The following is a 25,641-nucleotide window of genomic DNA, read 5'->3' on the forward strand; positions in this document are numbered from 1 at the left end:
CGTCGGTGATCGCGACCGCGCTCACGCAGCGGCTCGGGTGCCGCGTCCCGGTGCAGCAAGCGGGGATGGGCGGCGTCACGACGGTCGAGCTCGTCGAGGCCGTGGCCGCGGCCGGCGCCATCGGCACGCTGCCCGGGCTCGACGCGATCCCGCTCCGTGACCGCCTGGCCCGCCTGGCCGACCGGCCCGGGCTCGCCTACGGCGTCAACTTCCTCGTCCCGTTCGTCGACCCGGCCGACGTCGAGCTCGCCGCGCGTGAGAGCCGGTTCGTCGAGATGTTCTACGGCGATCCCGAGCGCGCGACGGTCGAGCGGATCCACGCGGGCGGCGCGGAGGCGTGGTGGCAGGTCGGCTCCGTCGCCGAGGCGTGCGCGGCCGTCGACGCCGGGTGCGACGTCGTCATCGCCCAGGGCGTCGAGGCCGGCGGCCACGTGCGCGGCACGACCCCGCTCCTGCCCCTGCTCGACGGTGTGCTCGGCGCGCTCGACCGCGCCGGCACGCGCGACGTCCCGGTCGTCGCCGCGGGCGGGATCGCGACCGCGCGCGGCGTCGCCGCGGTCCTCGCCGCGGGCGCGTCCGCCGCGCGCGTCGGCACGCGGTTCGTCGCGACCGACGAGTCGTGCGCCCATCCCCGCTACAAGGACGCCCTCGTGCACGCGAGCGGAGTCGACACCGTCCTCACCGACCGCTTCGGCGCGGGATGGCCGGACGCACCGCACCGCGTCCTGCGCCGCGCGCTCGACCGCGCGAACGAGGCCACGACCGACGTCGTCGGCGCGACCCGGCACGCGGACGCGGAGATCCCGGTCGTGCGATGGTCGCCGATGCCGCCGACCGTCGACACGACGGGCGCGATCGAGGCGATGGCGTGCTACTGCGGGCAGGGCGTCGACGCCGTCACCGGCAGAGAACGCGCCGCGGACGTCGTGCGCGAACTCGCGGAGGGCGCGGAACGGCTGCTCCGTTCGTGGTCGTGACGACCGAGAGCACGGCGCAACGAGCGGCCGACAGCCCGCGGGTGCAGCGCGCCGCCCGGTGGGGGCTCGCGACACGCGGCGTGTTGTACCTCGTCGTCGGTGTGCTCGTCGTCGAGCTCGCGTTCGGCCGGCGCGTGGAACCGAACTCGCAGGGCGCGCTGCGCGCCGTCGCGCACCAGCCGCTCGGAACCGCGCTGCTCGCGCTCGTCGCGGTCGGGCTCGCGGCGCACGCGTGTTGGCAGGGCCTGCTCGCGGTCGCCGGACCCGACGGTGCCGGTGACGCTCGTCGCGCCGCCGTCGCGCGCGTCGCGAACGTGGGTCGCGCCCTGCTGTACGCGGCGCTCGCGGTGATCGCGGTCCAACTCGTCGCCGGCGCAAATCCGACCGCGTCGAGCACGCGCGAGCAAGAGGATTGGACCGGCCACGTGTTGCGGTGGCCGGGCGGGCGCGCGCTCGTCGTGATCGTCGGTCTCGCGGTCGTCGTCGGCGGTGTGGTCGTCACGTGGCGCGGGTTCGACGGCCGGTTCCGGCGCGACCTCCACCTCGACGAGATGAGCATCCCGATGCGCCGGGTCGTCTCCGCGCTCGCGAAGGCCGGCATCGCGGCGCGCGGCGTCGTCGCGGCGCTCGTCGGCGTGTTCGTGGTCGAAGCCGCGGTGCGCTTCGATCCCGCCGACTCGAGCGGCATCGATGGCGCCCTCGCCCGTCTCCGCAACGCCCGGTACGGCCCGGTGCTGCTCGTGATCGTGGCGGCCGGTCTCGCGGCGTACGGGCTCTACACGTTCGCGCTCGCCCGCTACGGCGACGTGACCCGTTCCTGACCCGGGCCGCCCCCGTCGTACACTGACGCCGACGTCAGGCTCGCGGCGTCGACGTCCAGCCCACTCACCCGTCAGGAGGCGCCATGGCCCGCGTGCGGGTCGACCCCGATCGCTGCGTCGGTCACGGCCGCTGCTACGCGCTCGCGCCCGAGGTGTTCGACGCCGACGACGAGGGCCACTGCCTGATCCCCAACGAGCACGTCGACGGCGAGCTCGAGATCCAGGCGCGCGTGGGCGAGGAGAGCTGCCCCGAGAGCGCGATCACGGTCGAGGACGACTGAACGCCCGTCTCGGGTTCGATCAGCGCGACCGACGTCGACGGCGTGACGGCGAGAGATCCGGCGTCTCCCACCCGGCGTCCGGCGCGGCGACGTCGGTGCCGGGGGCCACGACCGCGTCGATGCGATCGAGCGTGTCGGCGTCGAGACGGACGTCCGCACCGGCGAGCAGGTCGCCGAGCTGCTCCGGCGTACGCGGCCCGATGATCGCGGACGTCACCGCCGGGTGCTCCAGGACCCAGGCCTGCGCGAGATGCGTCAGCGAGAGGCCGGCGTCCGCCGCGATCTTCTCGAGCTCGTCGATCACGTCGAACTTTCGGCGCACGTCGTCGCGCTCGGTGTCGAAGCGCGCAGGCGTACGGCCCCGCGCGGCGCGCGAGTCCTCGGGAACCGGCGCGCCCCGCCGGTACTTGCCCGTCAGCCAGCCACCGTTGAGCGGACCCCACACGATCACGCCCATGCCGTAGCGGAGGCACGTCGGCAGGACGGCGCGCTCGATGCCACGGGCGAGGATCGAGTACGGAGGCTGCTCGCAGACGAACCGCTCGCGGTTGCGTCGCTCGGCGACCCATTGCGCCTCGACGATGAGCTCCGCGGGGAACGTCGACGAGCCGATCGCACGGACCTTGCCCTGGTGCACCAGGTCGCTGAGCGCGCCGAGCGTCTCGTCGATCTCGGTCGCGAAGTCGGGCCGGTGGATCTGGTACAGGTCGATCCAGTCGGTACGGAGCCGGCGCAGGCTGTTCTCGACCTCGCGCACGATCCACCGCCGCGAGTTGCCGCGCTGGTTCGGGTCGGCGCTCATCGGAGCGTGCACCTTCGTCGCGAGGATGACCTCGTCGCGGCGGCCGGCGAGCGCGGCGCCCACGATCTCCTCCGACTCGCCCGCCGAGTACACGTCCGCGGTGTCGACGAAGTTGACGCCCGCACCGAGCGCGGTGTGGATCATGCGGACGCACTCGTCGTGGTCGCGGTTGCCCCACGCGCCGAACATCATCGCCCCGAGGCAATGGGTGCTCACCGTCATCCCGGTCCGTCCGAGCGTGCGCTGCTGCATGGTCCGGTCCTCCCAGGTCACGGCCGCCGACGGCGCCGTCGATCGTACGCGGACCGTCTGCAGGCCTCAGCTGTGCACGGTTCCCGCCGATCAGGCGACGGAGGGCGTGCACCCATGGACGACGACAACCTTCTCCTCGGCGAGGTCACCCGCCTGCCCGTGCACCCGGGCGCCGCCGTGCGGCTCCTCTGGCTGCTCGACGACCCGAACGCGTCCGCCGCGTCGATCGGCGCGCTCGTCGAGACCGACCCGGCGCTGTCGTTGCAGGTGATCCGCATGGCGAACGCGCCGTACTTCGGGCTGACGAACCGGATCGCGAGCGCGCAGCGCGCGGTCGCCGTGCTCGGGTTCGAGACCGTCCGGGCCCTCGCTGCCGGCGCCGCGTTCGACCTCTTCTCGGAGAAGGGCGACTCGGTCCCGCCCGACTTCTGGCCGCACTCGCTCCAGACCGCCGCGGCCGCGGCGCTGCTCGCGGAGTCGGTGGATCTGACGCCCAGCGACGCGTTCAGTGCTGCGTTGCTCCACGACATCGGCAGCGCGTTGCTGTTCCGGCGTGTCCCGCGCCGGTACCGGCGCGTGCTCGACCACGTCGCGCGGGACGCCTGCTCGCTCACACTCGCCGAGCGGGAGGAGTTCGGCATCACGCACGCGCGCATCGGCGCGGTCGTGCTCGACACGCTGCGCTTCCCGCGGTCGATGGCGAACGCGGTCGAGATGCACCATCTCCCGCTCGACCGCACGGATCCTCCGCTCGCACGCGTCATCGCGGCGTCGGACGCGCTCGCGCACCTCGCGGCCGACAGTCGCGCCGACACCTCCGGCGCGCGCCGTCTGCTCACGCTGCTCGACGTCGACCCGGACACGCTCGACACGCTCGTCCCTCGTGTCCACGAGAAGGCCGACGCGCTCGCGGGGTTCATCGCGGCCTGACCGCGCGATCGCCCGGGGGCGGCGCTCGGTTTACAACCTCGTCCCCCGCCGCGAGGATGACGCCTCGCATCCGGCATCAGGGGAGGGGTCATGGGCGCCTGGCGGACGCGCATCACGCGCATGACGGCGTGCCTCGGCGCGCTGGCGATGGTCGGAACGCTGACAGTCGGCACGGCGCACGCCGACGGCCGTGGCGGCGACCATCACGAGACGGGTCACCATCACGGTGACGACGAGCGCACCGTCCCGCACCTGCGCGACCTGCAGCACATCGTCGTGCTCATGCAGGAGAACCGATCGTTCGACGACTACTTCGGTCAGCTGAACGCGTACGGGCAGCGCCGCACCGCAGCCGAGCCGACGACCGGCAACCCCGACCCGACGAACCCGAACGGGCCCGCGATCACACCGTTCCACATGCCCCTGCCGTGCCAGGTCGCGGACACCAACCACTCGTGGACCGGCACGCACGCCGAGATCGACGGCGGGAAGATGGACGGCTTCACCGCGCAGAACGTCGACCCCGCCGACGCGACCGGCAGCCGCTCGATGGGCTACTACGACCAGACCGACCTGCCCTTCTACTACGCGCTCGCGAACACCTTCGGGATCGGCGACCGCTACTTCGCGTCGGTCCCCGGCCCGACGTACCCGAACCGCTTCTACGAGATGACGGGCACGTCGTTCGGTCACATCCAGAACGACGCGCCGCCGCCCGCCGGGTTCACGCAGAAGACCATCTTCGGGCTGCTGTCGGACGCGGGGATCTCGTGGAAGGTGTACTACGCGCAGTTCCCGGTGGCGTCGTTCTTCGCCGACGTGCGCGCACACGCGCAGAACGTCGTGCCGATCGCGCAGTACTTCGCGGACGCCAAGGCCGGGACGCTGCCGCAGGTCGCGTTCGTCGAGCCGATGTACATCGGGACGATGTCGCAGGAGTCGGACGAGCACCCTCCGGCCAACATCCAGGTCGGCCAGCAGTTCACCGCGGGGATCGTGAACGCGCTCATGGCCAGCCCGAACTGGACGTCGTCCGCGTTCATCCTCACGTACGACGAGCACGGCGGCTTCTACGACCACGTCGCGCCGCCCGCCGCGCCCGCGCCGGACAACATCCCGCCCATGTTGAAGCCGGGTGACACGCCCGTCGGGTTCACACAGTACGGCGTGCGCGTCCCGTTCGTCGTCGTGTCGCCGTTCTCGAAGCCGCACTTCGTGTCCCACGACGTGAGCGACCACACGTCGATCCTGCGGTTCATCGAGCGGCGGTACCACCTCGCGCCGCTCACACGACGCGACGCGCAGGCGAACACGCTGCTCGAGTACTTCGACTTCGCGCACCCGCACTTCGACAAGCCGCCCGTCCTGCCCGCTGCGACCATCGACCAGGCCAAGGCGGCGCAGTGCGCGGCGTTGCACCCGGGCATCCTCGGCCTCTGATCGGGAGGAGCTGACGCACCGTGCAGGCACTGCTCTACGGCGTCAAGCCGGAGCCCCAGCCCGAACCGGAGACCGACAACGCGCTGCTGCGCGCGCTCGCGCACACACCGATGCGGCTCGTCGACATGGACGACCCCGGCTTCCTGCTGCCCGACTGGGTCGTGACGCGCCCGCGCATGACGGGCATCTGCGGCTCCGACAGCAAACAGGTGTTCATGGACTGGGGCGACGTCCGCACGCCGGACAACCCGATGAAGGGCTTCTTCTCGATGCCCCAGGTGCTCGGGCACGAGGTCGTGGCGGACGTCGTCGCGCTCGGTCCGGCCGCCGCGGGTCTCGAGGTCGGCGACCGCGTGGTGCTCAACCCGTGGCTGTCGTGCGCGCCGCGCGGCGTCGACCCTGTCTGCGCGAGCTGCGCACGCGGCGATCTCAGCCTGTGCGCGAGCTTCGGCGTCGGCCCGATCGCGCCCGGGATCCACACGGGAACGTCACGCGACGCGAGCGGCGGCTACGCGCAGCTCATGCCCGCGCACGACTCCATGCTGTTCCGGGTCCCCGACGCGGTCCCCGACGAGCTCGCGGTGTTCGCCGACCCCTTCGCGGTCATGCTTCACGCGATCACGCGGCATCCACCGGCACCGGGCGGTCGCGCCATGGTGTACGGCGCGGGCGCGCTCGGCACCTGCGCGAACGCGATCCTGCACGCGCTGTACCCGGACGTCGACGTCCTCGTCGTCGCTCGCTTCGACGCGCAGCGCGACATGGCCCGCAAGCTCGGCGCGACGGTGATCGCGCACGAGCCCGCGATGCAGGTCGTCGAGGAGGCAGCCGCGTGGTCGGGCGGCGTCCTGCAGGCGAGCGACGGGCTGCCGATGGCCTACCCGGGTGGCATCGACGTCGTGTACGACACGATCGGCAAGCGCGAGACGTTCGAGATCGGGACCCGCGTCCTGAAGGCACGCGGAACGCTCGTGAAGGCCGGCGTCCACGGCCCGACGCTGTGGGAGGACACCCCGCTGTACTTCAAGGAGATCTCGATGGTCGGGTCGAACGCATTCGGCGTCGAGGACGTCGACGGCGTGCGCCGGCACGGGATCGAGCACTACCTCGACCTGGTGGCGAACGGTCGCGTCGACCTGACCGGCATGCTCACCCACACGTTCCCGCTCGAGCGTTGGCGTGACGCGTTCACGACGCTGGCGACGCAGGACGCATCCGGCGCCATCAAGGTGGCGTTCGACTTCCGCGACTGATCCCGCGCCCGGCGGGCGCTTCCGCGTGACGCGACAAGGCCCCTCCGAATGGAGGGGCCTTGTCTCACCTTCGCGGACGCGCGACGCGACGCGCGTGCTCAAGCCCTCGCGTGGAACACGCTCACGCCACCGGGACCGATGAGCAGACCGACGATGATCAGCACGATCCCGCCGATGATGGAGCCGCTCAGCAGCCAGATGATGCCGGCGACGACGAGCGCCACCGCGATGAGCCACAGGATGAATGCCATCCGAAACGTCCTCCGTGTCGTCACCCCCGCCGGGGTTGCGCCAGGGGTTACCCCGGAGTCACGGGCTCGAAACGCGGCGCGTAGCCTGCAGCCGTGCACGACAGCGTCGCGAGCGACGTCACGTCCGCGAGCACGCGGCCCGCGCTGTGTGCGCGTGGCCTCGTGAAGTCGTTCGGTGCGAAGCGCGCGGTCGCGGGTGTCGACCTGGACGTGGCACACGGCTCGTTCTTCGGGATCGTCGGCCCGAACGGTGCGGGCAAGACGACGACGTTGCGGATGGCAACCGGTCTGTTGCGTCCCGACGGTGGGCGCGTGTGGGCCGAGGGAATCGACGTGTGGGCGCAACCCGTCGACGCGAAGGCGCGCATCGGTGTGCTCCCCGAGGAGCTCGCGCTGTTCGAGCGGCTCACCGGGTTGGAGCTACTCACGTTCCACGGGTTGCTGCGCGGCATGGACGCCGGCGTCGTCGCGACGCGGTCGCACCAGCTGCTCGACCTCCTCGGTCTCGACGACGCGGCGGACGTGCTCGTCGTCGACTACAGCCACGGCATGCGCAAGAAGGTCGCGCTCGCGGCCGCGCTCATCCACGCGCCGCGCCTGCTGTTCCTCGACGAGCCGTTCGAGGCGATCGATCCCGTGTCGGCGCGGGCCATCCGGAACGTGCTCGAGGAGTTCACGAAGGGCGGCTCGACGATCGTGTTCTCGAGCCACGTGATGGAGCTCGTCGAGCGCCTCTGCGATCACGTCGCCGTCATGGCGGGTGGGCGCGTCGTCTGGGCCGGCGCGCTCGCCGACCTCCGCGGGACCGGAACACTCGAGGACGCGTTCGTCGCGCTCGTCGGCGAACCCGCCTCGCGCCAGGAGCTGTCGTGGCTCTCGTCTTCGCGCGACTGAAGCTGCACCTCCTCCGCAACGGGTTCCGCAGCCGGCAGCGGCTCGTGATGTTCGTGCTCGCTGCGGTCGCGGCGGGCTGGATCGCGATCGCCGGTTTCTCGCTGCTCGCGTCGTTCCGGACACGACCCGACGAGGCCCGTGACGCGACGACGGTGCTCTTCGCGTCCGTCGCGCTCGGATGGACGCTGCTGCCCGTCCTCGGCTTCGGCACGGACGAGACGCTCGACCCGCAGCGGCTGTGGCTGCTCCCCCTGTCCCGGCCCCGTCTCGTCGGCGGCCTGCTGGTCGCGTCGCTCGTCGGCATCGCGCCGGTCGCGACGCTGGCAGCACTGAGCGGCGCGATGGTCGCGTTGCCGCACGCCGCGGTGGAGGCCGTGTTCGTCGCGGTGGGCGTCGTCGGGACGTTGCTCCTCGGCGTCGTCGCGTCGCGCGCGCTCGTCACCGTCCTCACGCCGCTGCTCCGCTCCCGGCGCGGTCGAGACGTCATGATCGTCGCCGTCGCGATCCTCGCGGTCGCGCCGCAGGCCCTGCGGTTCATCGGTCCGCACACGTCCGGTTCGTTGACGCGCCGCACGTTGGCCGATGCGGCGCGGACGGTGCGGTGGACGCCGTTCGCGCTGGGCGGAACGGTCGCGACCGACGGATCGCGCGGACGGTACGGCGTTGCGCTGCTCGCCGCGGTCGCGCTCGCGGCGTTGATCGCCGCTCTGTTGTGGGTGTGGAGCGCGACGTTGGAGCGCGCGTCGACGGCCGCCGACACGCCGTCGTCACGCGCGCAGCAACCGGCACGTAGCCGCCCGGCGCTCGCGCTGTTCCCGCGCTACACGCCGTGGCTCCCCCACGACCGCGCCGGCGCCGTCGCCGCGAAGGATCTGCGCTACCTCGCCCGCGACCCGCGGCGGCGCGCGGCGCTCATCAGCGCGCTGGCCTTCCCCGTGGTGCTGCTCGTCTCCGCGGTCGGCAAGGGATCGGCCGGGCCGGCGACGACGCTGTTCGGGCTCGTCGCCACGCTCCCCGCGTCGCAGCTGTCGATCAACCAGTTCGGGCTCGACGGCGAGGCGTTCTGGGCCAACGTCGTGTCCGGCGACGCGCCGGCCGCCGACCTCGCGGGCAAGAACCTCGCGAACGCGCTCTTCGTCACCCCGTTCGTGATGGTCGCGTCCCTCGTGTTCGCCGCGGTGAGCGGCGGTTGGTCGTACCTGCCGCTCACCTTCGGGCTGCTGCCCGCCGCGCTCGGCGTCGTGCTCGGCGCCGGGAACGTGACGTCGGTGCTCGCGCCATACGCGCTCCCCGACAAGCGCAACCCGACCGCCGCGAACACGGGGCAGGGCTGCATCGCCGGCTTCACGTCCCTCGCGTGCATGGCGGCCGAAGCGCTCGTGCTCGCGCCGCCCGCGATCGTCGTCGCGGTGTCGCTCGCGACGCTGCCCCTCGCGGCGGCGACGCTCGTGTCGATCGCCGTCGCCGACGCCTACGGCGCCGCCGTGTGGCTCGCCGGCCGCCGCATCGCGGCCCGCAACGCCGCGCACCGTCTTCCCGAGATCCTCGCCGCGGTCTCGCCGAAGCACGCGGCCTGAGCCGCGCCGCTCACGCGCGCGCGCCGGCCGATCGTGACGCGTCGTCGTACGCAGCGAGCATGCGGTCGAGGTGCGCGTCCCAGGTGTTGTCGCTCGCTACGTCGGTCGTCACCGCATAGAGCGACGGCTCGGCGGCGAACGCCTCGAGCCGGGCGCGGAGGGCGAACACATCGCGCGCGGGGAACAGCAGCGCGGCCGACTCCGGTGCGACGAGCTCCGGGATGCCGCCGATCTGCGCGCCGATCACCGGGATCCGCCGCGCCCGCGCCTCGTTCACCACGAGCGGCGCCGGGTCCTTCCACTCCGACGGCACGACGAGGCAGTCGATCGACGCGAAGAACGCGTCCTTGCCGGCGTCGTCGACCCAGCCGAGCCACTCGACCGACGCGGGTGTGCGCGTCGACAGCTCGTCGTACACGGGGCCGGTCCCCGCGATCCGCAGGCGCGCGTCACCGACCTCCGCGCCGGTGAACGCGTCGACGAGCGTCGGCACGCCCTTGTGACGCGTCACCTGACCGATGTAGCCGAACGTCACCGGGGCGCCGGGTTGGCGGGGCGCGACGGGGACGGGCTCGACGGGGTTCGGCAGCACGCGCAACCGGTCACGGATCCACGGGAGGTGCCGCTCGTGCTCGCGCGCGACGGCGTACGAGACCGCGGTGACGACGTCGGGCGGATGCGGTCGTACGAGCGCCTCCCGCTCCATCGAGTAGAGGATGCAGGAGGTGCACCGCCGCTCGCACGCGGTTCCCGACCGCTTCACCATCGACATGCGCTGGCACAGGAGCCAGTAGTCGTGCAGCGTGTGCACGTGCGCGTAGCCGAGCCGTGACGGTGTCGCGAGCGCAACGCCCGACAACCCGGCGACGGTGTGCGAGTGGACGACGTCGGGCCGGAACTCGCGGAGCGCGCGCTCGAGCGCCCGCTTGGCGTCCGGGTTGTAGAGATCCCGCGCGTGGAGCAGCGCGTGCTCGATCGCGTTCGCCGACGCGAACTCCTCGAGCGGGACCGGCCAGGGCTTCACCGTCGCCAAAACGCCCGGCCCGTCGACACCGAGCGTCACCGCGCCGACCTCGCAGCCGCGCGCGGCGAGCCGCGTCGCGAGCGCGTGCGCGTAGAGCTCGGCGCCACCGAGGACGCGCGGGGGCCACAGCGAGGAGACGATCAGGACACGACGCATCGGAGATCTCGCTCCCGGGACGGCGCCGGAGCGCGCCGAGTGTACCGGCGTCTCCGTTACCCTCGGACCGCTCGTCGCCTGAAGGGAGCCGTGTGTCGTCCGCATCCGGGAGCGCGCGCCCGCGTGTCGTCTACCTCGACCACACCGCGGTGCTGTCGGGCGCGGAGCTCGCGCTCGTCCGGCTGCTGCCGTCGCTCCACGTCGACGCGCACGCGGTGCTCGCCGCGGACGGACCGCTGGCCGAGCGCCTCCGCGCGGCCGGCGCGGAGGTGGAGGTGCTCGAGCTCGCGGCCGAGGGCCGCTCGGTGCGCCGGTCCGAGGTGACGCCGCGGCTGCCACTCGCGGCGATGCGCGCGACCGGCGCGTACGTCGTGACGCTCGCGCGTCGCCTGCGCGCGCTGCGGCCCGATCTCGTGCACGCCAACTCGCTCAAGGCAGGCGTGTACGGCAGCATCGCCGCACGTCTCGCGGGTGTGCCCTTCGTGTGGCAGGTGCACGACCGGATCAGCACCGATTCGCTCCCGGCGCCCGCGGTCCGTCTGGTGCGCGCGATGCTCGCGACGCTTCCCGCCGCGGTCATCGCGAACTCGCAGTCGACGCGCGACACGCTCGGGAAGCTGTCGCGCCCGATCGTGCGCGTCATCGGGAATGCCATCCCGCCCCCGCCCGAGCCGGCACGTACTGGTGAGCACGGCGGCCCGTTGCGGCTCGGCCTCGTCGGCACGGTCACGCGCTGGAAGGGCCAGGACGTGTTCCTCGACGCGTTCGCGCGCGCGTTCCCGGACGGCAGCGAGCGCGCGGTCGTGATCGGCGCGCCTCTGTTCGGCGACGACGCGTACGCGGCGTCGCTGCACGGCCTCGTGGAGCGGCTCGGCATCGCCGAGCGCGTCGAGTTCCGCGGCTTCCGCGACGACGTCCCCGCCGAGCTCGGCCGCCTCGACGTCCTCGTGCACGCGTCGGTCGAGCCCGAGCCGTTCGGGCAGGTCGTCGTCGAGGGGATGGCCGCCGGGCTGCCGGTCGTCGCGGCGACACCGGGCGGACCGGCCGAGATCGTCGACGACGGCGTGACCGGCCTGCTGTACCCGATGGGTGACCGCGACGCGCTCGCTCGCGCGATGCGCGAGCTCGCCCACGACCCCGCGTTGCGCGCTCGTCTCGGCGACGCAGGTCGCGCCGCGGCGGCGCGCTACGCGCCGGAACGCATCGCGGCCGAGGTCGACGCGCTCTACGCAGACGTCCTCGCCCGCCGGCGGCGCTGACTACTTCGCCGCGGCCTTCGCAGCCGCGTCGAGCCTCCGCTCTCGGCGCCTCCGGCGCCGGGCCGCTAGGCCGCGCTTCCGCTCGCCTCACGGCTCGCTCGCTCGCGCTGCCGCGTGGTCCGGTGCACTGGGTCAGTGTCGATCTTCGGGATGACGTGCTCGCCGAGGAGCTTGATCGTCTTCAGCGTCTCCTCGCGCGTCGTCGTCCCGATGCCGAACACGAGCTGGTCGGCGCCGGCCGACTCCCAGCGGCGGCACTGCTCGAGCGCCTCGTCCGGGTCGCCACAGATCAGCGCGCCGATCTGGGTCATCGCCTCGAGGATCTCCGGCGTGTAGTTCGGGATCAGCTCCGGCCACACCGGCACCTCGGGCGGGTGCGGGAACGTGTCGTGGTAGCGGAACACGTTGCTCTGCAGGTATGTCAACGTCGAGTCGAGCGCCGCCTGACGCGCCTTCTTCGGGTCCTCGTCGACGATCGCGGCGGTCGTGACCATCACGTTGTCGTTGACGAACTTCCCGATCGGCTCCGCGTTCGGGATCGTGTCCTTATACGCCTTGAGCACCGGCTCGAGCTGCTGGATGTCGCCGACCGAGAAGCCGAGGACGCCGAGTCCCTTGCGCGCGGCCATCTCGTAGCTCGACGTGTTGCCCGCGGCGTACCACATCGGCGGATGCGGCTTCTTCCACGGCTTGGGCAGGATCTTGCGGGGCGGCAGCGACCAGAACTTGCCCTGGTAGCCCTCATAGGTGTCCTGGGTCCACATCTTCGGGAACTCACCGATGACGTCCTCCCAGATCTCCTTCGTCCCGGACAGGTCCTTCATGTCGGGGAGGAAGCCGAGGATCTCGTGGCTGCCCGCGCCGCGGCCGGTGCCGAACTCGAACCGTCCCTCGGAGAGATGGTCGAGCATCGCGACGCGCTCCGCGACCTTGGCCGGGTGGTTGACCCGCGGCAGCGGGTTGAAGATGCCCGACCCGAGATGGATGCGCCGCGTCGCGCGCGCGAGGTAGCCGAGCACGACGTCGTTCGCGGAGAGGTGGGAGTACTCGTCGAGGAAGTGGTGCTCGGTCACCCACACGTACTTGAAGCCGGCCTCGTCGGCGGCGACGACCGCCTCGAGGTCCTCGAACAGCACGTGGTGCTCGGCGTCGGCGTCCTGCTCGCGCCGCGAATTCGGCACGAAGTTCTGGATGAAGAGACCGAACTCCATCGGCGCATTCCTCCCGGCGTGGGCGACGTGGTGGGGGGTGCTGGCGGGTGCGGTGCAGATGTGCAACGCTGTGGTTCATAAGCAAACCGCACGTCGACCGTAGGGGAACCCCGCGACGCCGTCAAGGAACACCGCCGTGGAACGCCGCTCGCCGCCCGCACAGCGCGTCGTCAGCGTCATCGACGCGCTCGCCGCGCGCCCTGGGACCCGCCTCGGGCTGTCCGAGCTCGCCCGGGCTGCGGGCATCAGCAAGGCGACGTGCCTCGGGATCGTCAACGAGCTGTGCGGTGCCGGTTGGCTCGTGCGGGCCGGCGAGCCAAAGGCGTACTCCCTCGGCCCTGGCCTGCTCGCGGCGGGGACCGCCGCGCAGCGCAGCCATGCCGCCCTCGGCGTCGCGCGCCCCGTGATGCGCAGGCTCGCCGACGAGCTCGGTGCGGTGTGCACCGCGTCGACGGTGATCGGCGACGACGTCGTCGTGCTCGCCCGCGTCGGTGACGACGCGATCGCTCCTGCGGTCAGGCCCGGCCAGACGTTCCCGTTCGCGCCGCCGTCGGGCGTGATGTTCGTCGCATGGGAGGACGACCGGCGCGTCGACGCGTGGCTCTCGAGCGCGCCGTTGACCACTGACACCGCCGCGATCACGGAGCTGCGCGCCGTGGTCGCGGCGTGCCGCCGGCAGGGCTTCCTCGTCGAGACGCTCGGCGACTTCAACCTCGGTCTCTACTCGCGGCTCGCGCAGCTGCTCGACGACCTGCCGGGCCGCTACGCGGAGGTGGTCGAGGAGATGATGTCGACGATCACCCAGCAGGACTACATCCGCTACCTGACCGACGACGTCGACGGCGACGCGACGTACGCCGTCAGTCACGTGTGCGCGCCCGTCTTCGACGCCGACGCCCACACAGACCTCCTGCTCGCGGTGTTCCTGATGCGCCCCGACGTCGCGGCGCGCGAGCTGCGGGACTGCGCCCGCCGGCTCGTCGACGCGACGTCGTCGTTGACGGCATCGCTCGGCGGCCGCGACCCGTGGAACCGCCACGACGCGTGACGCCACCGCGCGTCGAGATTCCCGCCCGGTGCCGCTGGGAACACGTCCACGCATGACGCCGGTACTGCTGCTGCGCGCCGAGCTCCCCGCCTGCCCGACGAGTGTCGGCACGGCGCGTCACGCGGTGACGACGGAGCTGCGCGCGGCCGGCTTGGACGACCTCACCGACGTCGCGACGTTGCTGACGTCGGAGCTCGCCACGAACGCGGTACGGCACGCGCGAACCCGGTTCCGGCTGTCGGTCGAGCGCGACGGCCCGTGCCTGCGTGTCGAGGTCACCGACGCGAGCGACGAGCCACGGCGCGTCTCACCGAGCGACCCGCTGCACGACCCGGTCACGCCCGAGCCGGGCGGGCTCGGGCTGGCGCTCGTGACCGCGCTCGCGACGCGCTGGGGGTTCGAGCAGCGCCGCGGCGACGGCGAGGTCGTCTGGTTCGAGCTCGCCGCGTCCTGACCCGTCGCGACGTCGAGACGGGTCGCCCGGCGGGGCTCTTCATACGACGACGCATGCGTCGCCGTGGTCAGGACGAGAAGCGGCCGACCCTTGTGGTGGGGACCGCCGCGCACGAGCCCCGTTCGATGTAATGGGAGACGACCCCGACCGGCGCGGCCCGTGCCTCGCCGGCGAGCTCGTCGAGGAGGTTGCTCGCGAGCTCGCGTCCCTCGCGTGCGAGGTCGCGGGTGACGACGCTCAGCTCCGTGCCGTAGGCCAGCGCCCAGTCGGAATCGCCGTACGCGACGACGGACACGTCACGCGGGACGCGCAGGCGCGCGTCCCGCAACGCGACGAGCGTCCACGGCACGAGGACGTGGCTCCCGCAGATCGCCGCCGTCGGCTCCGACTCGGCGAGGAACGCGCGTAGCTCGCGCCGTCCGTCCGCGAACCCGCGGGTCGGATCGACGCGCGCAACCGCGACCTGACCACCGTGTGCCTCGACGCGCGCACGCAGCACGCCGAGGCGGCTGCGCCGGTAGGCGCGCGTCGAGCTGCCGCGCGGCGTGGGAACGCCGACGAACGCGAAGCGCCGGTGACCGAGCGCGAGGAGACGGTCCGCCATCTCACCCGTCGCGCCGGCCTCCCCGGCCTCCCAGTGCCGGACGCGCCGGCCTCGCGCGTCGAGGACCAGCGGTGCGACCGGAACGCCGTGCTCCAGGAAGCGGTCGAACAGGTCGGGCTCGAACGGACCGCCCAGGACGAGACCGTCCACGCCCTGGTCGAACAGTCGTGTGACCGCCTCGCGCTGCACCGCGCCCGAGCGCTGTCCGTCGGCGATCAGCACGACGTACCCGCGCTCTTGTGCCAGCGACTCGACACCTCGCAGGAACGGGAGGAACACCGGGTTCGCCAGGTCCGGCACGAGCACACCGATCGACCGTGACTCGGCGCGACGAAGGCCGCGGGCGCGCTGGTCCGGCCGGTAGTCGAGTCGGGCCGCGGCCGCGGCGACGCGCGCACGCACGTCCGCGCTGCCCTGGCCCGCGTTCAACGCCTTCGAGACCGTCGACGGCGTCACGCCCGCGGCCCGGGCGACGTCGAGGATCGTCGCGCGGCCCCGTCGGCGTGCTCGCTGCGCCACCATCCCGGTCGGCCTCCCCATCGCGTTGGAAAACGATGTCGAGCGATGTTAGCGTGTCGTTGGAAATCGTTGTCGAGGGTTCCGGAGAGCGGATGCGGCGGACACCGTCGGTCGTCCTCGTCGTGAGCATCGCGGTCGCGGTTGCGGTTGGCGGCGTCGCGTGCTCGGGCGGCGGATCCGAGCACGCAACGACCGCGTCGACGAGCTCGGCGGCGACCGTGCCGGGCGCGGCGTGGCAGACGATCGCGCCGGCGAGCGCGGGGCTCGACGGCGCGAAGCTCGACGCCATCGCGCAGGTCGCGCAGCGCGGGAGCTCGAACTGCCTCGTCGTGACGCGCGAGGGTCGCATCGCGGGCGAGTGGTACTTCCGCGGGACGAACGCGTCGAGCGCCCAGGACGTCTACTCGATGACCAAGTCGATCACGAGCACGCTCGTCGGCATCGCGCAGGACGACGGCAGGTTGCGGATCGACGACCCGGCGTCGAGGTGGATCATTGAATGGCAGGGGACGCCCTCCGCGGGCGTGACGATCCGCGACCTGCTGAGCAACGACTCGGGTCGCCAGTGGAGCCCGGCCATCGACTACCGCGACCTGCTCCGGGCACCCGACCGCACCGCGTTCGCGATCGGGCTCGGTCAGGCGGAGCCGCCCGGCCGCGTGTGGGCCTACAACAACTCGGCGATCCAGACGCTGCAACGCGTGCTGCAACGGGCGACAGGCGAGGACGTCGTGCAGTATGCGAAGCAACGGCTCTTCGATCCGATCGGCATGAGCCAGACGACGATGACACGCGACCGCGCCGGCAACGCGCAGATGTTCGAGGGCGTCCGCTCGACGTGCCGCGACATGGCGCGCTTCGGGACGCTGATGCTGAACGACGGCCGTTGGGGTGACCGGCAGGTCGTGTCCGCCGCGTGGGTGCGGGCGGCGACCGGTGCGCCGTCGCAGCCGCTCAACGCGGGATACGGCTTCCTGTGGTGGCTGAACCACGAAGGCGCGATCACGAACCCGCTCGTCGCGACAAGCCTCGATCAAGCTCAACAACCGTCGGAGCACGGTCAGATCGCGCCCGGCGCGCCGGCGTCGATGTACTGGGCGCTCGGGCTCGGCAACCAGTTGGTGCAGGTGGACCCCGGGTCGCGCACGGTCGTCGTACGGCTGGGCACGGGCACGCCCCGGCCGAAGCCGCCGACGTTCGGGCCGGCGGAGGCGAGCACGGTCGTCACCGAGGCGGTGAGGGAGGCACACCGGTGACCCGCACGCGAATCCCGGCGCTGCTCCTTGCGCTCGCGTTGACGTCGACGTCGGTCGCGTCGTGCTCCGGCTCCAGCTCGAAGGCGTCGCCGCGACCGAGCACGCCCGCACCGCACGAGAGCGACACGCAGCTCGCGACCGACGCGTACGTCTGGGGCTATCCGCTCGTCGTCACCGAACGGACGCTGCAGTCGCTGGCGCGGCTGACACCGGTCAACCACCTGACGTTCCAGCCGGCCCGGTCGAACGTGTCGACACGAACGGTCGTGGCGCCGAACACGGACACGCTCTACGCCGTTGCGCCGCTCGACCTGCGTGGCGAGCCGTACGTGCTGACCCTGCCACGGATCACCGACCGCTACTACGTGTTCCAGTTCCTCTCCGCGTACACGGACTCGTTCGCGTACGTCGGCACGCGGGCGACGGGCGGCCGCGCGGGGTCTTGGGCGATCACCCCACCGGGCTGGCACGGCACGCTCCCCGCCGGCATCACGCGCATCGCCTCACCGACGCCACAGCTCCTGATGCTCGGCCGCTTCCTCGTCGCCGACGATGCCGACGTCACGCGCGTGCACGAGCTGGGCCGCCAGATCACGCTGGAACCGTTGTCGAGCGTGACGCACACGACGCCCGCGCCCACGCCGCCGCCGATCGGCACGCCCGCGGGGACGCCGCAGTCAGTCGCGGCCGCCGGCATCCGGTTCTTCGACGAGCTCGGCGACGCGCTCGCCATCAACCCGCCCGTCGACCCGCGCGAGCGCGCGACGCTCGCGAGCTTCGCGAAGCTCGGCATCGGACCAGGACGCCACCCGAGCACGCACGTGCACGACGCGACCGTCCGCGACGCGCTCACGAGCGCGGTCTCCGCGGGTGAGCGACGCATCAGGGATGCCGGCGCGCACGCGGCGCACTCGAGCAACGGCTGGGTGACCAGCACGGACGTGGGCACCTACGACCACGACGCCTTGCAGCGGGCCGTCGTCGCGAAGATCGGCTGGGGCGCGAACATCCCCGCCGAGGCCGTCTACGCGCACTCGACCGGCGACACCGCGGGCGAGGCCTACGACGGCGCGCACGACTATGTCGTCCACTTCGACGCCGGCCGGCTGCCCCCCGTCAAGGCGTTCTGGTCGATCACGTTGTACGGGCCCGACAGCTTCTTCGTCGCGAACCCGATCGACCGGTACGCGATCGGCGACCGCACCGCCGGGTTGCAGTACGGACCGGGCGGCTCACTCGACGTGTACGTGCAGCACGATCCCCCACCGGGACACGAGGCGAACTGGCTGCCCGCGCCGACCGGGCCGTTCTACCTCTCGATGCGCCTCTACCTCCCCGACCGCGCCGTCTTCGACGGGACGTACCGCTATCCGATCGTGACGCGCGTGCGCTGAGACCGCGGGGAGCGAGCCCGCTGCACGCCCCGGCGCGAAGACGACACACTGGTGGTGTGGAACGGCGGCGGTGGACAACGGCCCGCCGGTGACTCCCGTCGGCCTCGAGGTCCGCCTCCTCGGTGAGGGCTCGGTCACGTTCGACGGGCGACCGGCGGACGCGCTCTCGGTGCCGCGCGTCCTGCGCCTGTTCGCGCGCGTCGCGATCGCGCCGAGCGGTGCGGTCGACCGCGCCAAGCTCGCGTTCGACCTCTGGCCCGACTCGACCGACGCGCAAGCGCGCACGAACCTCCGCAAGCTGCTGCACGACGCGCGCTCCGCGCTGCCGGCGCTCGACGACGTCATGCAGCTCGATCGTGGCGTGCTTCGGTGGCGCGAAGGCGCGCCGGCGTACGTCGACGTGATCGCCCTGCGCGCGGCCCTCGACGCCGGAGACGCCGACACGGTCGTCACGCTCTATCGCGGCGACCTCCTGCCCGGGTGCTACGACGACTGGCTCCTGCGCGAGCGCGACGTCTTGCGGATCGCCACCTGCGACCTCCTCGACGCCGCGGCGACCGCCGCACTCGAGGCCGACGACGCCCCGGGCGCCCTCCGGTACGCACGCGCGCTCGTCGCGATCGACCCGCTCCGCGAGGCCGGTCACCGCGCGTGCATGCGGGCGTCCTCGGCACTCGGCGACCGAACCGATGCCGTGCGCGCGTACCACCGGTGCGTCGAGGTGCTCGAGCAGCAGCTCGGTGTGGCGCCCGAGGCCGAGACGGTCGCGCTGTACGAGCAGATCCGCGACGCGCGCGGCCGCGCTCCCACGGTGACCATCGCTCCCCTCTCGTCGCGCACGACGACCGCGACGCTCGTTGGACGAGCGGACGAGCTCGCGACCGCACGAGCGCTGTGGGACCGGTGCGCCGCCGGCGAGCCCGCCCTCCTCGCCGTCACGGGTGAGCCGGGGATCGGCAAGACGCGCCTCGTCGCCGAGCTCGAGCGAGCCATCGCAGCCGACGGCGCCGCGACCGCGCGCACGCGCGCGTACGAGACAACCGCCGTCATGCCGTGGGGACCGGTCGTCGACTGGCTGCGCAGCAGCGCGCTCCAAGCCCGCGTCTCGCGCCTCGCCGACGTGTGGCGGCGGCAGATCGCGCGGCTCGTCCCCGAGCTGCGCAGCCCCGACGGCGACGACCTCGCGCCCGCGGACGCCGGCACGACGGGCAGGCGGATCCTCCTGGACGCCCTCGTCCACGCGCTGACCTCGGCCGGCACGCCGCTGCTGCTCGTGCTCGACGACCTGCAGTGGTGCGACGACGACACGCTCGAGCTCCTCGGGTATCTCGTCCCGGCCGCGCGCGACGCGCCGCTGATGATCGCGTGCACCGTTCGCGACGAAGAGGTCGTCGCGCGACCCGCGCTGCGCGCGCTGCTCACCGGCCTCGTCCGCGAGGGACGCGGGACGGAGATCCGTCTCGGTCGGCTGTCGTTCGACGACACGCTGCGGGTCGCGAGCGAGGTCTCGGGTCGTGCCATCGGGTCGGCGACTGCCCGCCGGGTCTGGGCCGAGACCGAGGGAAGCCCGCTGTTCGCGGTCGAGCTCGCGCGCGCCGACAGCTTCGACGACGACCGGCGCGCCCTCCCGCCGACGATCCACGCAGTCATCACGGCGCGCCTCGCACGGCTGTCGACGCGCGCACGGGATCTCGCGGAGGTCGCGGCCACGATGGGACGCGAGTTCGAGCCGACCCTGCTCGCCCGGGCGAGCGGCGCATCCGACGACGACCTCGTGAGCGGTCTCGACGAGCTCTGGCTGCGCCAGATCATCCGCGAGCACCACCAGGGCTACGACTTCACGCACGACAAGCTCCGCGAGGTGCTCTACGGCACGATCAGCCCCGCCCGGCGCCGACGCCTCCATCGCGGCGTCGCGGACGCGATCGCCGCCGAGCACGAGCGCGACCTCGCGCCCGTCAGCGCGACGCTCGCCGCGCACTACAGGGCTGCCAGGCTGCCCGACCGAGCGGTCGCCGCATACCGGCGCGCCGCCGAGTACGACGTCGAGATCTCGGCGCTCGACGACGCGATCGAGTGCCTCGACCGCGCGCTGGAGCTCCTGGCCGATCTCGCACCAGGTCGCGACCGCGACGAGCTCGAGGTCGAGCTGTGCGTGGCGCGGGGCACCTCGCTCTCGGTGCGGACGGGCTACGGATCCGACCGCACGATGGCGGCGTACGAACGAGGCGCGGCGGTCTGCCGGCGCTCGCGCGGCGTCGTGGATCCCGCGATCTTGCGCGGCCTCGCCCTCGCCGTCATCTCGCGCTGCGACTTCGCGCGCTCCGCCGCGCTCGGCTACGAGACGCTCGCCGCATCGCCGGCCGACCCGGTCGCGCTGGTCGAGGGTCACTACGTCGTCGGCGTGAGCGAGTTCTGGCGGGCCAACTTCGCGGCCTCGCGCGAGCACCTCGAGGCGGCGGTCGCGGCATACCGGGACGACGCGTCGCGCGAGCACATCCGCCGCTTCGCGCAGGACCCGCTGGCCGTCTGTCTCTGCCGCTTGGCCCTGACCCGGCTGTGGCAGGGCGACCGGGACGAGTCGGTTGCGCTCGTCGCGCGGGCGGTCGAGTACGCCGAGCGCCTCGACCATCCGCCGACCCTCGCCTATGTCGTGCTCTTTGCCGCGATCGGCGCGATCGAGCGGGGCGAGCTCGACGTCGCCGCTGACCTGGTCGCGAAGAGCGACGAAATCTTCGGGCGCTACGGCGAGTTCGCGTACTTCCTGTCACTCGACCGTCTGCTGAGGGCATGGGTCGAGCTGGAGCGCGGTGACGGCACCGGGCTGCGCGCGATCCAGCGTGCGGTCGACGGGTGGCGCAACGCGACCCAGTCGCTGCACTTCACCTACGGGCTCACGCTGCTCGCCCGCGCGTACGCCCGCTACGGACGACCCGAGGCAGGGCGGGCGGTCGTCCACGAGGCCCTCGCGTGGGGCGTCCGGCACGACCAGCACTACGCGGACGCCGCGCTCCTCGTCGTCGACGCCGACCTGCTGGTCGCGTCGGGCGACGACCGATCGGCTCGTGACACGCTGACGAGCGCGCTCGAACGGGCGACGAGCCAGGGAGCGGCCTGGTTCGCGCGCCAGGCGCGCGATCGGCTCGCGACGCTCCCGAAGCGTTCCCCGACCGGCGCCTGACGGGGAACGGTTCCGGAACGGCGGCGCCGTCACGGTGGTCGTCGACCGGGCGCGGCGCCCGGCGAGACGAGAGGAGATCCCGCGATGACCACCATCGACGCGCTCCGGGAGCGCACACGGGGCGAGGTGATCACGCCTGGCGACCCCGGTTACGACGAGCACCGCATGGTGCACAACGGCATGCACGACCGCCGCCCCGCGGTCATCGTTCGCTGCGTCGACGCGGCCGACGTGATCGCCGCCGTCGACCACGCGCGCGAGAACGGTCTCGATCTCGCGGTGCGCGGCGGCGGACACAGCGTTCCTGGCTTCGGCACATCCGACGGCGGCGTCGTCGCCGACCTCAGCCTGCTCGCCAACGTCCGCGTCGACCCCGCGCGCAAGACCGCACGTGCGGGCGGCGGCGCGACGTGGGGCGCCTTCGACCACGCGACGCACGCGTTCGGGCTCGCGACGACGGGCGGGGTCATCTCGACGACCGGCGTCGGGGGCCTGACCCTGGGCGGCGGCATCGGCCATCTCGCGCGCGGGTGCGGCCTGTCCATCGACAACCTCGTGTCGGCCGACGTCGTGACCGCGGACGGTCGTCTGGTGAAGGCGAGCGACTACGAGAACGAGGACCTGCTGTGGGCGCTGCGCGGCGGCGGCGGGAACTTCGGTGTCGCGACGTCGCTCGAGTTCCAGTTGCACGATGTCTCGACGATCGTCGGCGGTCCGATGTTCTACGAGCCCGCCGACGCGCCGGCCGTCCTCGCGTTCTTCCGCGACTACATCGCCGACGCGCCCGAGCAGTTCGGCTGCTTCTTCGCGTGGCAGATCGCGCCGCCGTTGCCGTTCATCCCGGAAGACCGTCACGGCGACCTGTTCTGCGCGCTCGTGACGTGTTGGACGGGGCCGATCGACGAAGCGGACCGCGTCCTGAAGCCGCTGCACGACGTCGCCGAGGTCAAGGCCGAGCACGTCGCGCCGATGCCGTACCCGGCGCTGAACTCGGCGTTCGACGCGCTGGTGCCACGCGGCTTGCAGCACTACTGGAAGGCGGACTTCGTCAACGCGCTGACCGACGAGGCGATCGCCGCGCACGTCGAGCACGGCGCGCGCACGCCGGTCGTCAACTCGACGATGCACCTCTATCCGATCAACGGCGCCGTGCACCGCGTCGGCGCGACCGAGACGGCGTTCGGTCACCGCGACGCGCAGTTCGCCGCGGTGATCGCGGGCATGTGGCCCGACCCGGCCGACAACGCCGCGAACACGAAGTGGGTGAAGGACTACTACGCCGCGATCCACCCGTACTCGGGGACGGAGGGCGGCTACGTGAACTTCATGGCCTCCGACGACGCCGGGCGCGTCGAGGCGAACTACGGCCCGAACTACGCGCGGCTCGTCGACGTGAAGCGCACGTGGGACCCGGGGAACCTGTTCCACCTCAACCAGAACATCCGCCCGTGAGCAGGAGGCCTCGTCCGGGCGGCGACGCGAGCGGACGACCGAACGCGCACCGCCGCCCGGGTGGGGCCCGTCGCGTGTTGTTCGTCGAGGGTGCTCAGTCCGCGGCGATCGCGAACGTCATCACGACCCGCACGCGCACGGCCTGGCTCCCGGGCTCGATCGGCATCGGTGCCGCCGCGGCGGACGCGGCGTGGCGTCGCGCCACGAAGGCCGGCGCGAACGGTTGCCCGCCACCGTCGAGGCCCTCTTCGACCGCGAGGACGGGACCGAGACGCACGCCACTCGCCTTCGCGAGCTGCTCGGCCTTGATCCGGGCGTCCTGCACCGCATCCCGCCGCGCGGCCGCGTGGAGTGGAGCCGTATCCGAGACGGACAGCCGGATGCCCTGGATCGTCACCGCGTCCCCGCCCGCAACGACGACGGCGTTCAAGAGGCCACTCACCTCGTCGATGCGGCGATCGGAGACGAGCACCCCGTAGGTCCCGACGCGCGCCGTCACGCGTCCTTGCGCCTGGTTCGAACCAGTCCTGCACGGCGAGGCTCTGTGTCCGCACGTTCTCGGTGGGCACACCCGACCGGTGGACCGCACCGACGACTGCATCGGCGAGCTGCGCGACGGCGGCGATCGCGTCGGACGCGGAGTCCCGCATCGCCGTCACCACGAGCGAGATCAGGCAACGGTCCGGGACGCCGAGCGCCGACCCCTCGCCGGCCACCGCGATCACACGCTCCGCGTCGTTCACGGCGGCACGCTAACGCCTCGGGCCGCCCGCTCAGCGGGGACGCGTGCCCGGTCGCGGCGGGATCGTGTGTACGGCCGGGACTCGCAGTGCGGGGCTGGGCAAGAATGGGTCCTGGCTCCTCTTCACGCGAGCGATGGGCAGGGTGACCCATGAGACTGCACGCAGATCGCAAGGTCCTGCGCGTCCTGGTGAGCGCGTTCTCCGCTGCCGTGTTGCTGACCGGTTGCGGGATCGACTGGACGGGCCGGCTCTTCGACGCGAGCCACGGCAGCACGACCACCGACAGCGGTATCACGGCGTCGAACGTCTCGACGCTCACGATGAAGTGGCGTCTCGCGGCACCTGCGTGCAACGGCCAGTCGTCGGGGTTCGGTTGGTTCGCGACGCCGGTCACGTCCAACGGCGTGATCTACGAAGGGTCGGACTACGGGTGCCTGCACGCGATCCGCGAGTCCGACGGCACGGTGCTGTGGTCGCGGTTCATGGGCTACGAGCCGGTGCTGACCTGCACGATGCCCCTCGGGATCGTGTCGAGCGTCGTCGTGCGCAACGAGAACAACACGACAGTCCTCTACTTCCACGCTCCCGACGGCTACCTCTACAAGCTCAAGGCGAGCGACGGGTCGACCTTGTGGCGAAGCCTCGTCATGGTCCCGTCCACGACCGCGAACGACGTGTACGCGTGGTCCAGCCCGACGGTCGCGAACGGCAAGGTCATCATCGGTGTGTCGTCGAACTGCGACGTGCCGTTCGTGCAGGGCCAGGTGCGCGCCTACGACGCCGCGACCGGCAATCTGCTGTGGATCCACAAGACGATCCCCGACGGATATGTCGGCGCCGGCGACTGGTACGACGCAGCCGTCGACTCGAACGGCGACGTGTACGTGACGACCGGCTCGACGAGCGACGCGACCGGGACCGCACATCCCAACACGCAGAACGGCTTCGAGCAGGGCAGCCTGCTGAAGCTGAACGGCAGCACCGGCGCGTTGAGTTGGAAGGCCCCCGCACCGGACCAGACGGGCGACCCCGACTACGCGTCCAGCCCGATCCTGTTCACCGACGGCACGCGCGCCCTCGTCGGCGCGACGCACAAGGACGGGTGGTTCCGCGTCTACCGCCGCGACACCGGCGTCGAGGTGTGGCAGGCGATGGTGGGAACGCGTGACCCGACCGGCGGCGGAAGCGGGTCGGTCTCGGGCGGCGGCGTGTTCGACGGGACCCACCTGTTCGTGGTCAGCAACGCGACCACGACGGGCGGAACGTGGACGCAGTCCGCGCCGGGTGTGTGGGCGCCGCAGGGCGGCACCGCGGCCGCGGGATCGGTCCGCGAGCTCGACCCCGCGACCGGAGCACTCGTGTCGGTCGGCGGTACGCCGTTCGAGCTCGCGCTCCCGTCCACCGTCCTGGGACCGGCGTCGTTGAACGCCAACGGGCTCCTCGTCATCGCGGGCGGCCAGCTCTACGTGAGCTCGACCAGTCACCAGAACGGTGTGTTCGTCATCGACACGACGAAGCCGCCCAGCGTGCTGCGCCACCTCGAGGACGGCACGAACGCGGGAGAGTTCGCGCAACCCGTGATCGAGAACGGGGCGATCCTCGCGGCGAGCACGTCGGCGATCGTCAAGTGGGGTCAGTAGCGACCACCGCAAGGTCGTAGCGAGCGCTCGGCATGCCGGCGTCTGCGCGCCTCGCACGAGACACATGATCGCCGCGGACCGGCAACCGTGCTCGCGGCGAGCAGCCACGCGGCGCTGAGTCCGAAGGCGACGCTGAACGCGAGGTAACGAGCGTCGAGGTAGCGCCAGTTGTGCAGCGAGAGTCGCTGCGTGAACGCGAAGGGCAAGAGGATGCTGTAGCCC

General features: G+C 72.3%; 23 protein-coding genes. 16 read left to right on the top strand and 7 right to left on the bottom strand.

The annotated features are described in order from the left end of the window. The first annotated feature begins 5 nt into the window (after positions 1 to 5). From VFC33_13335 to VFC33_13345, 3 genes are all read left to right on the top strand, one after another. Positions 6 to 977, top strand: a complete 972-nt coding sequence (locus tag VFC33_13335; protein ID HZR14217.1) for a nitronate monooxygenase — start codon at positions 6 to 8, stop codon at positions 975 to 977. After that, complete coding sequence (locus VFC33_13340) at positions 974 to 1,798, top strand: DUF1206 domain-containing protein (GenBank protein HZR14218.1); 825 nt, start codon at positions 974 to 976, stop codon at positions 1,796 to 1,798. The genes VFC33_13335 and VFC33_13340 overlap by 4 nt, the downstream gene beginning before the upstream one ends. An 83-nt stretch (positions 1,799 to 1,881) precedes the next feature. After that, complete coding sequence (locus VFC33_13345) at positions 1,882 to 2,079, top strand: ferredoxin (GenBank protein ID HZR14219.1); 198 nt, start codon at positions 1,882 to 1,884, stop codon at positions 2,077 to 2,079. Between the two features lie 19 nt (positions 2,080 to 2,098). On the opposite strand, the gene VFC33_13350 is transcribed toward VFC33_13345, so the two are convergent. Beyond that, positions 2,099 to 3,133: an aldo/keto reductase gene (locus tag VFC33_13350; protein HZR14220.1), complete on the bottom strand. Its 1,035-nt coding sequence runs from the start codon at positions 3,131 to 3,133 to the stop codon at positions 2,099 to 2,101. A gap of 114 nt (positions 3,134 to 3,247) precedes the next feature. Between VFC33_13350 and VFC33_13355 the strand changes: the two genes are divergently transcribed. The 3 genes from VFC33_13355 to VFC33_13365 all read left to right on the top strand — a co-directional run bounded on the left by VFC33_13355 (position 3,248) and on the right by VFC33_13365 (position 6,756). Further along, positions 3,248 to 4,063 carry an HDOD domain-containing protein gene (locus VFC33_13355; protein ID HZR14221.1) on the top strand — a complete coding sequence of 272 codons (816 nt, stop codon included), beginning with the start codon at positions 3,248 to 3,250 and terminating at the stop codon, positions 4,061 to 4,063. Positions 4,064 to 4,153: 90 nt separating this feature from the next. Beyond that, positions 4,154 to 5,503: an alkaline phosphatase family protein gene (locus VFC33_13360; GenBank protein HZR14222.1), complete on the top strand. Its 1,350-nt coding sequence runs from the start codon at positions 4,154 to 4,156 to the stop codon at positions 5,501 to 5,503. 20 nt (positions 5,504 to 5,523) lie between these two features. Further along, the gene (locus tag VFC33_13365) at positions 5,524 to 6,756 is read left to right on the top strand and encodes a zinc-binding dehydrogenase (protein ID HZR14223.1); all 1,233 of its coding nucleotides are present in this window, start codon (positions 5,524 to 5,526) and stop codon (positions 6,754 to 6,756) included. Positions 6,757 to 6,854: 98 nt separating this feature from the next. On the opposite strand, the gene VFC33_13370 is transcribed toward VFC33_13365, so the two are convergent. Continuing rightward, positions 6,855 to 7,007, bottom strand: a complete 153-nt coding sequence (locus VFC33_13370) for a GPGG-motif small membrane protein (protein ID HZR14224.1) — start codon at positions 7,005 to 7,007, stop codon at positions 6,855 to 6,857. Positions 7,008 to 7,100: 93 nt separating this feature from the next. On the opposite strand from VFC33_13370, the gene VFC33_13375 reads away from it, so the two are divergent. Further along, positions 7,101 to 7,901 (top strand): ABC transporter ATP-binding protein, encoded by an 801-nt coding sequence (locus tag VFC33_13375; GenBank protein ID HZR14225.1) that lies wholly within the window; start codon positions 7,101 to 7,103, stop codon positions 7,899 to 7,901. Then, positions 7,877 to 9,478, top strand: a complete 1,602-nt coding sequence (locus VFC33_13380) for a hypothetical protein (protein HZR14226.1) — start codon at positions 7,877 to 7,879, stop codon at positions 9,476 to 9,478. The genes VFC33_13375 and VFC33_13380 overlap by 25 nt, the downstream gene beginning before the upstream one ends. Positions 9,479 to 9,488: 10 nt before the next feature. Here the strand turns inward: VFC33_13380 and VFC33_13385 are convergent, their stop codons facing one another. Then, a complete protein-coding gene (locus VFC33_13385) occupies positions 9,489 to 10,658 on the bottom strand; it encodes a glycosyltransferase family 4 protein (protein ID HZR14227.1) in 1,170 nt (389 codons plus the stop codon). 92 nt (positions 10,659 to 10,750) lie between these two features. On the opposite strand from VFC33_13385, the gene VFC33_13390 reads away from it, so the two are divergent. Continuing rightward, the gene (locus VFC33_13390; protein HZR14228.1) at positions 10,751 to 11,917 is read left to right on the top strand and encodes a glycosyltransferase family 4 protein; all 1,167 of its coding nucleotides are present in this window, start codon (positions 10,751 to 10,753) and stop codon (positions 11,915 to 11,917) included. Between the two features lie 65 nt (positions 11,918 to 11,982). Here the strand turns inward: VFC33_13390 and VFC33_13395 are convergent, their stop codons facing one another. Then, entirely contained in the window at positions 11,983 to 13,128 is a 1,146-nt protein-coding gene (locus tag VFC33_13395) for an LLM class flavin-dependent oxidoreductase (protein ID HZR14229.1), read from the bottom strand. 136 nt (positions 13,129 to 13,264) lie between these two features. Here VFC33_13395 and VFC33_13400 point away from each other — a divergent pair, with 136 nt between their 5' ends. Together VFC33_13400 and VFC33_13405 are read left to right on the top strand one after the other, a co-directional pair. Further along, positions 13,265 to 14,176 carry a helix-turn-helix domain-containing protein gene (locus VFC33_13400; GenBank protein ID HZR14230.1) on the top strand — a complete coding sequence of 304 codons (912 nt, stop codon included), beginning with the start codon at positions 13,265 to 13,267 and terminating at the stop codon, positions 14,174 to 14,176. A gap of 52 nt (positions 14,177 to 14,228) precedes the next feature. Beyond that, positions 14,229 to 14,630 carry an ATP-binding protein gene (locus VFC33_13405; protein ID HZR14231.1) on the top strand — a complete coding sequence of 134 codons (402 nt, stop codon included), beginning with the start codon at positions 14,229 to 14,231 and terminating at the stop codon, positions 14,628 to 14,630. Between the two features lie 67 nt (positions 14,631 to 14,697). On the opposite strand, the gene VFC33_13410 is transcribed toward VFC33_13405, so the two are convergent. Then, complete coding sequence (locus VFC33_13410) at positions 14,698 to 15,756, bottom strand: LacI family DNA-binding transcriptional regulator (GenBank protein HZR14232.1); 1,059 nt, start codon at positions 15,754 to 15,756, stop codon at positions 14,698 to 14,700. Positions 15,757 to 15,845: 89 nt separating this feature from the next. On the opposite strand from VFC33_13410, the gene VFC33_13415 reads away from it, so the two are divergent. The 4 genes from VFC33_13415 to VFC33_13430 all read left to right on the top strand — a co-directional run bounded on the left by VFC33_13415 (position 15,846) and on the right by VFC33_13430 (position 23,036). Then, complete coding sequence (locus VFC33_13415) at positions 15,846 to 17,009, top strand: serine hydrolase domain-containing protein (GenBank protein ID HZR14233.1); 1,164 nt, start codon at positions 15,846 to 15,848, stop codon at positions 17,007 to 17,009. Then, on the top strand, positions 17,006 to 18,403 hold the full coding sequence (locus VFC33_13420; protein ID HZR14234.1) for a DUF1254 domain-containing protein: 1,398 nt from the start codon (positions 17,006 to 17,008) through the stop codon (positions 18,401 to 18,403). Before VFC33_13415 ends, VFC33_13420 begins: the two co-directional genes overlap by 4 nt. 88 nt (positions 18,404 to 18,491) lie before the next feature. Continuing rightward, positions 18,492 to 21,584: an AAA family ATPase gene (locus VFC33_13425; GenBank protein ID HZR14235.1), complete on the top strand. Its 3,093-nt coding sequence runs from the start codon at positions 18,492 to 18,494 to the stop codon at positions 21,582 to 21,584. 84 nt (positions 21,585 to 21,668) lie between these two features. Further along, complete coding sequence (locus VFC33_13430; protein ID HZR14236.1) at positions 21,669 to 23,036, top strand: FAD-binding oxidoreductase; 1,368 nt, start codon at positions 21,669 to 21,671, stop codon at positions 23,034 to 23,036. 94 nt (positions 23,037 to 23,130) lie between these two features. Here VFC33_13430 and VFC33_13435 read toward each other — a convergent pair whose 3' ends face one another. Continuing rightward, complete coding sequence (locus VFC33_13435) at positions 23,131 to 23,637, bottom strand: SIMPL domain-containing protein (protein HZR14237.1); 507 nt, start codon at positions 23,635 to 23,637, stop codon at positions 23,131 to 23,133. A 291-nt stretch (positions 23,638 to 23,928) separates the two neighbouring features. On the opposite strand from VFC33_13435, the gene VFC33_13440 reads away from it, so the two are divergent. Continuing rightward, positions 23,929 to 25,419 (top strand): PQQ-binding-like beta-propeller repeat protein, encoded by a 1,491-nt coding sequence (locus VFC33_13440; GenBank protein ID HZR14238.1) that lies wholly within the window; start codon positions 23,929 to 23,931, stop codon positions 25,417 to 25,419. Here VFC33_13440 and VFC33_13445 read toward each other — a convergent pair. Next, positions 25,413 to 25,641: hypothetical protein (locus VFC33_13445; GenBank protein HZR14239.1), on the bottom strand; the 229-nt coding region annotated here is incomplete at its 5' end. The genes VFC33_13440 and VFC33_13445 overlap by 7 nt on opposite strands.

It is taken from the genome of Acidimicrobiia bacterium (assembly GCA_035651955.1).
GTDB lineage: Bacteria > Actinomycetota > Acidimicrobiia > IMCC26256 > JAMXLJ01 > JAMXLJ01.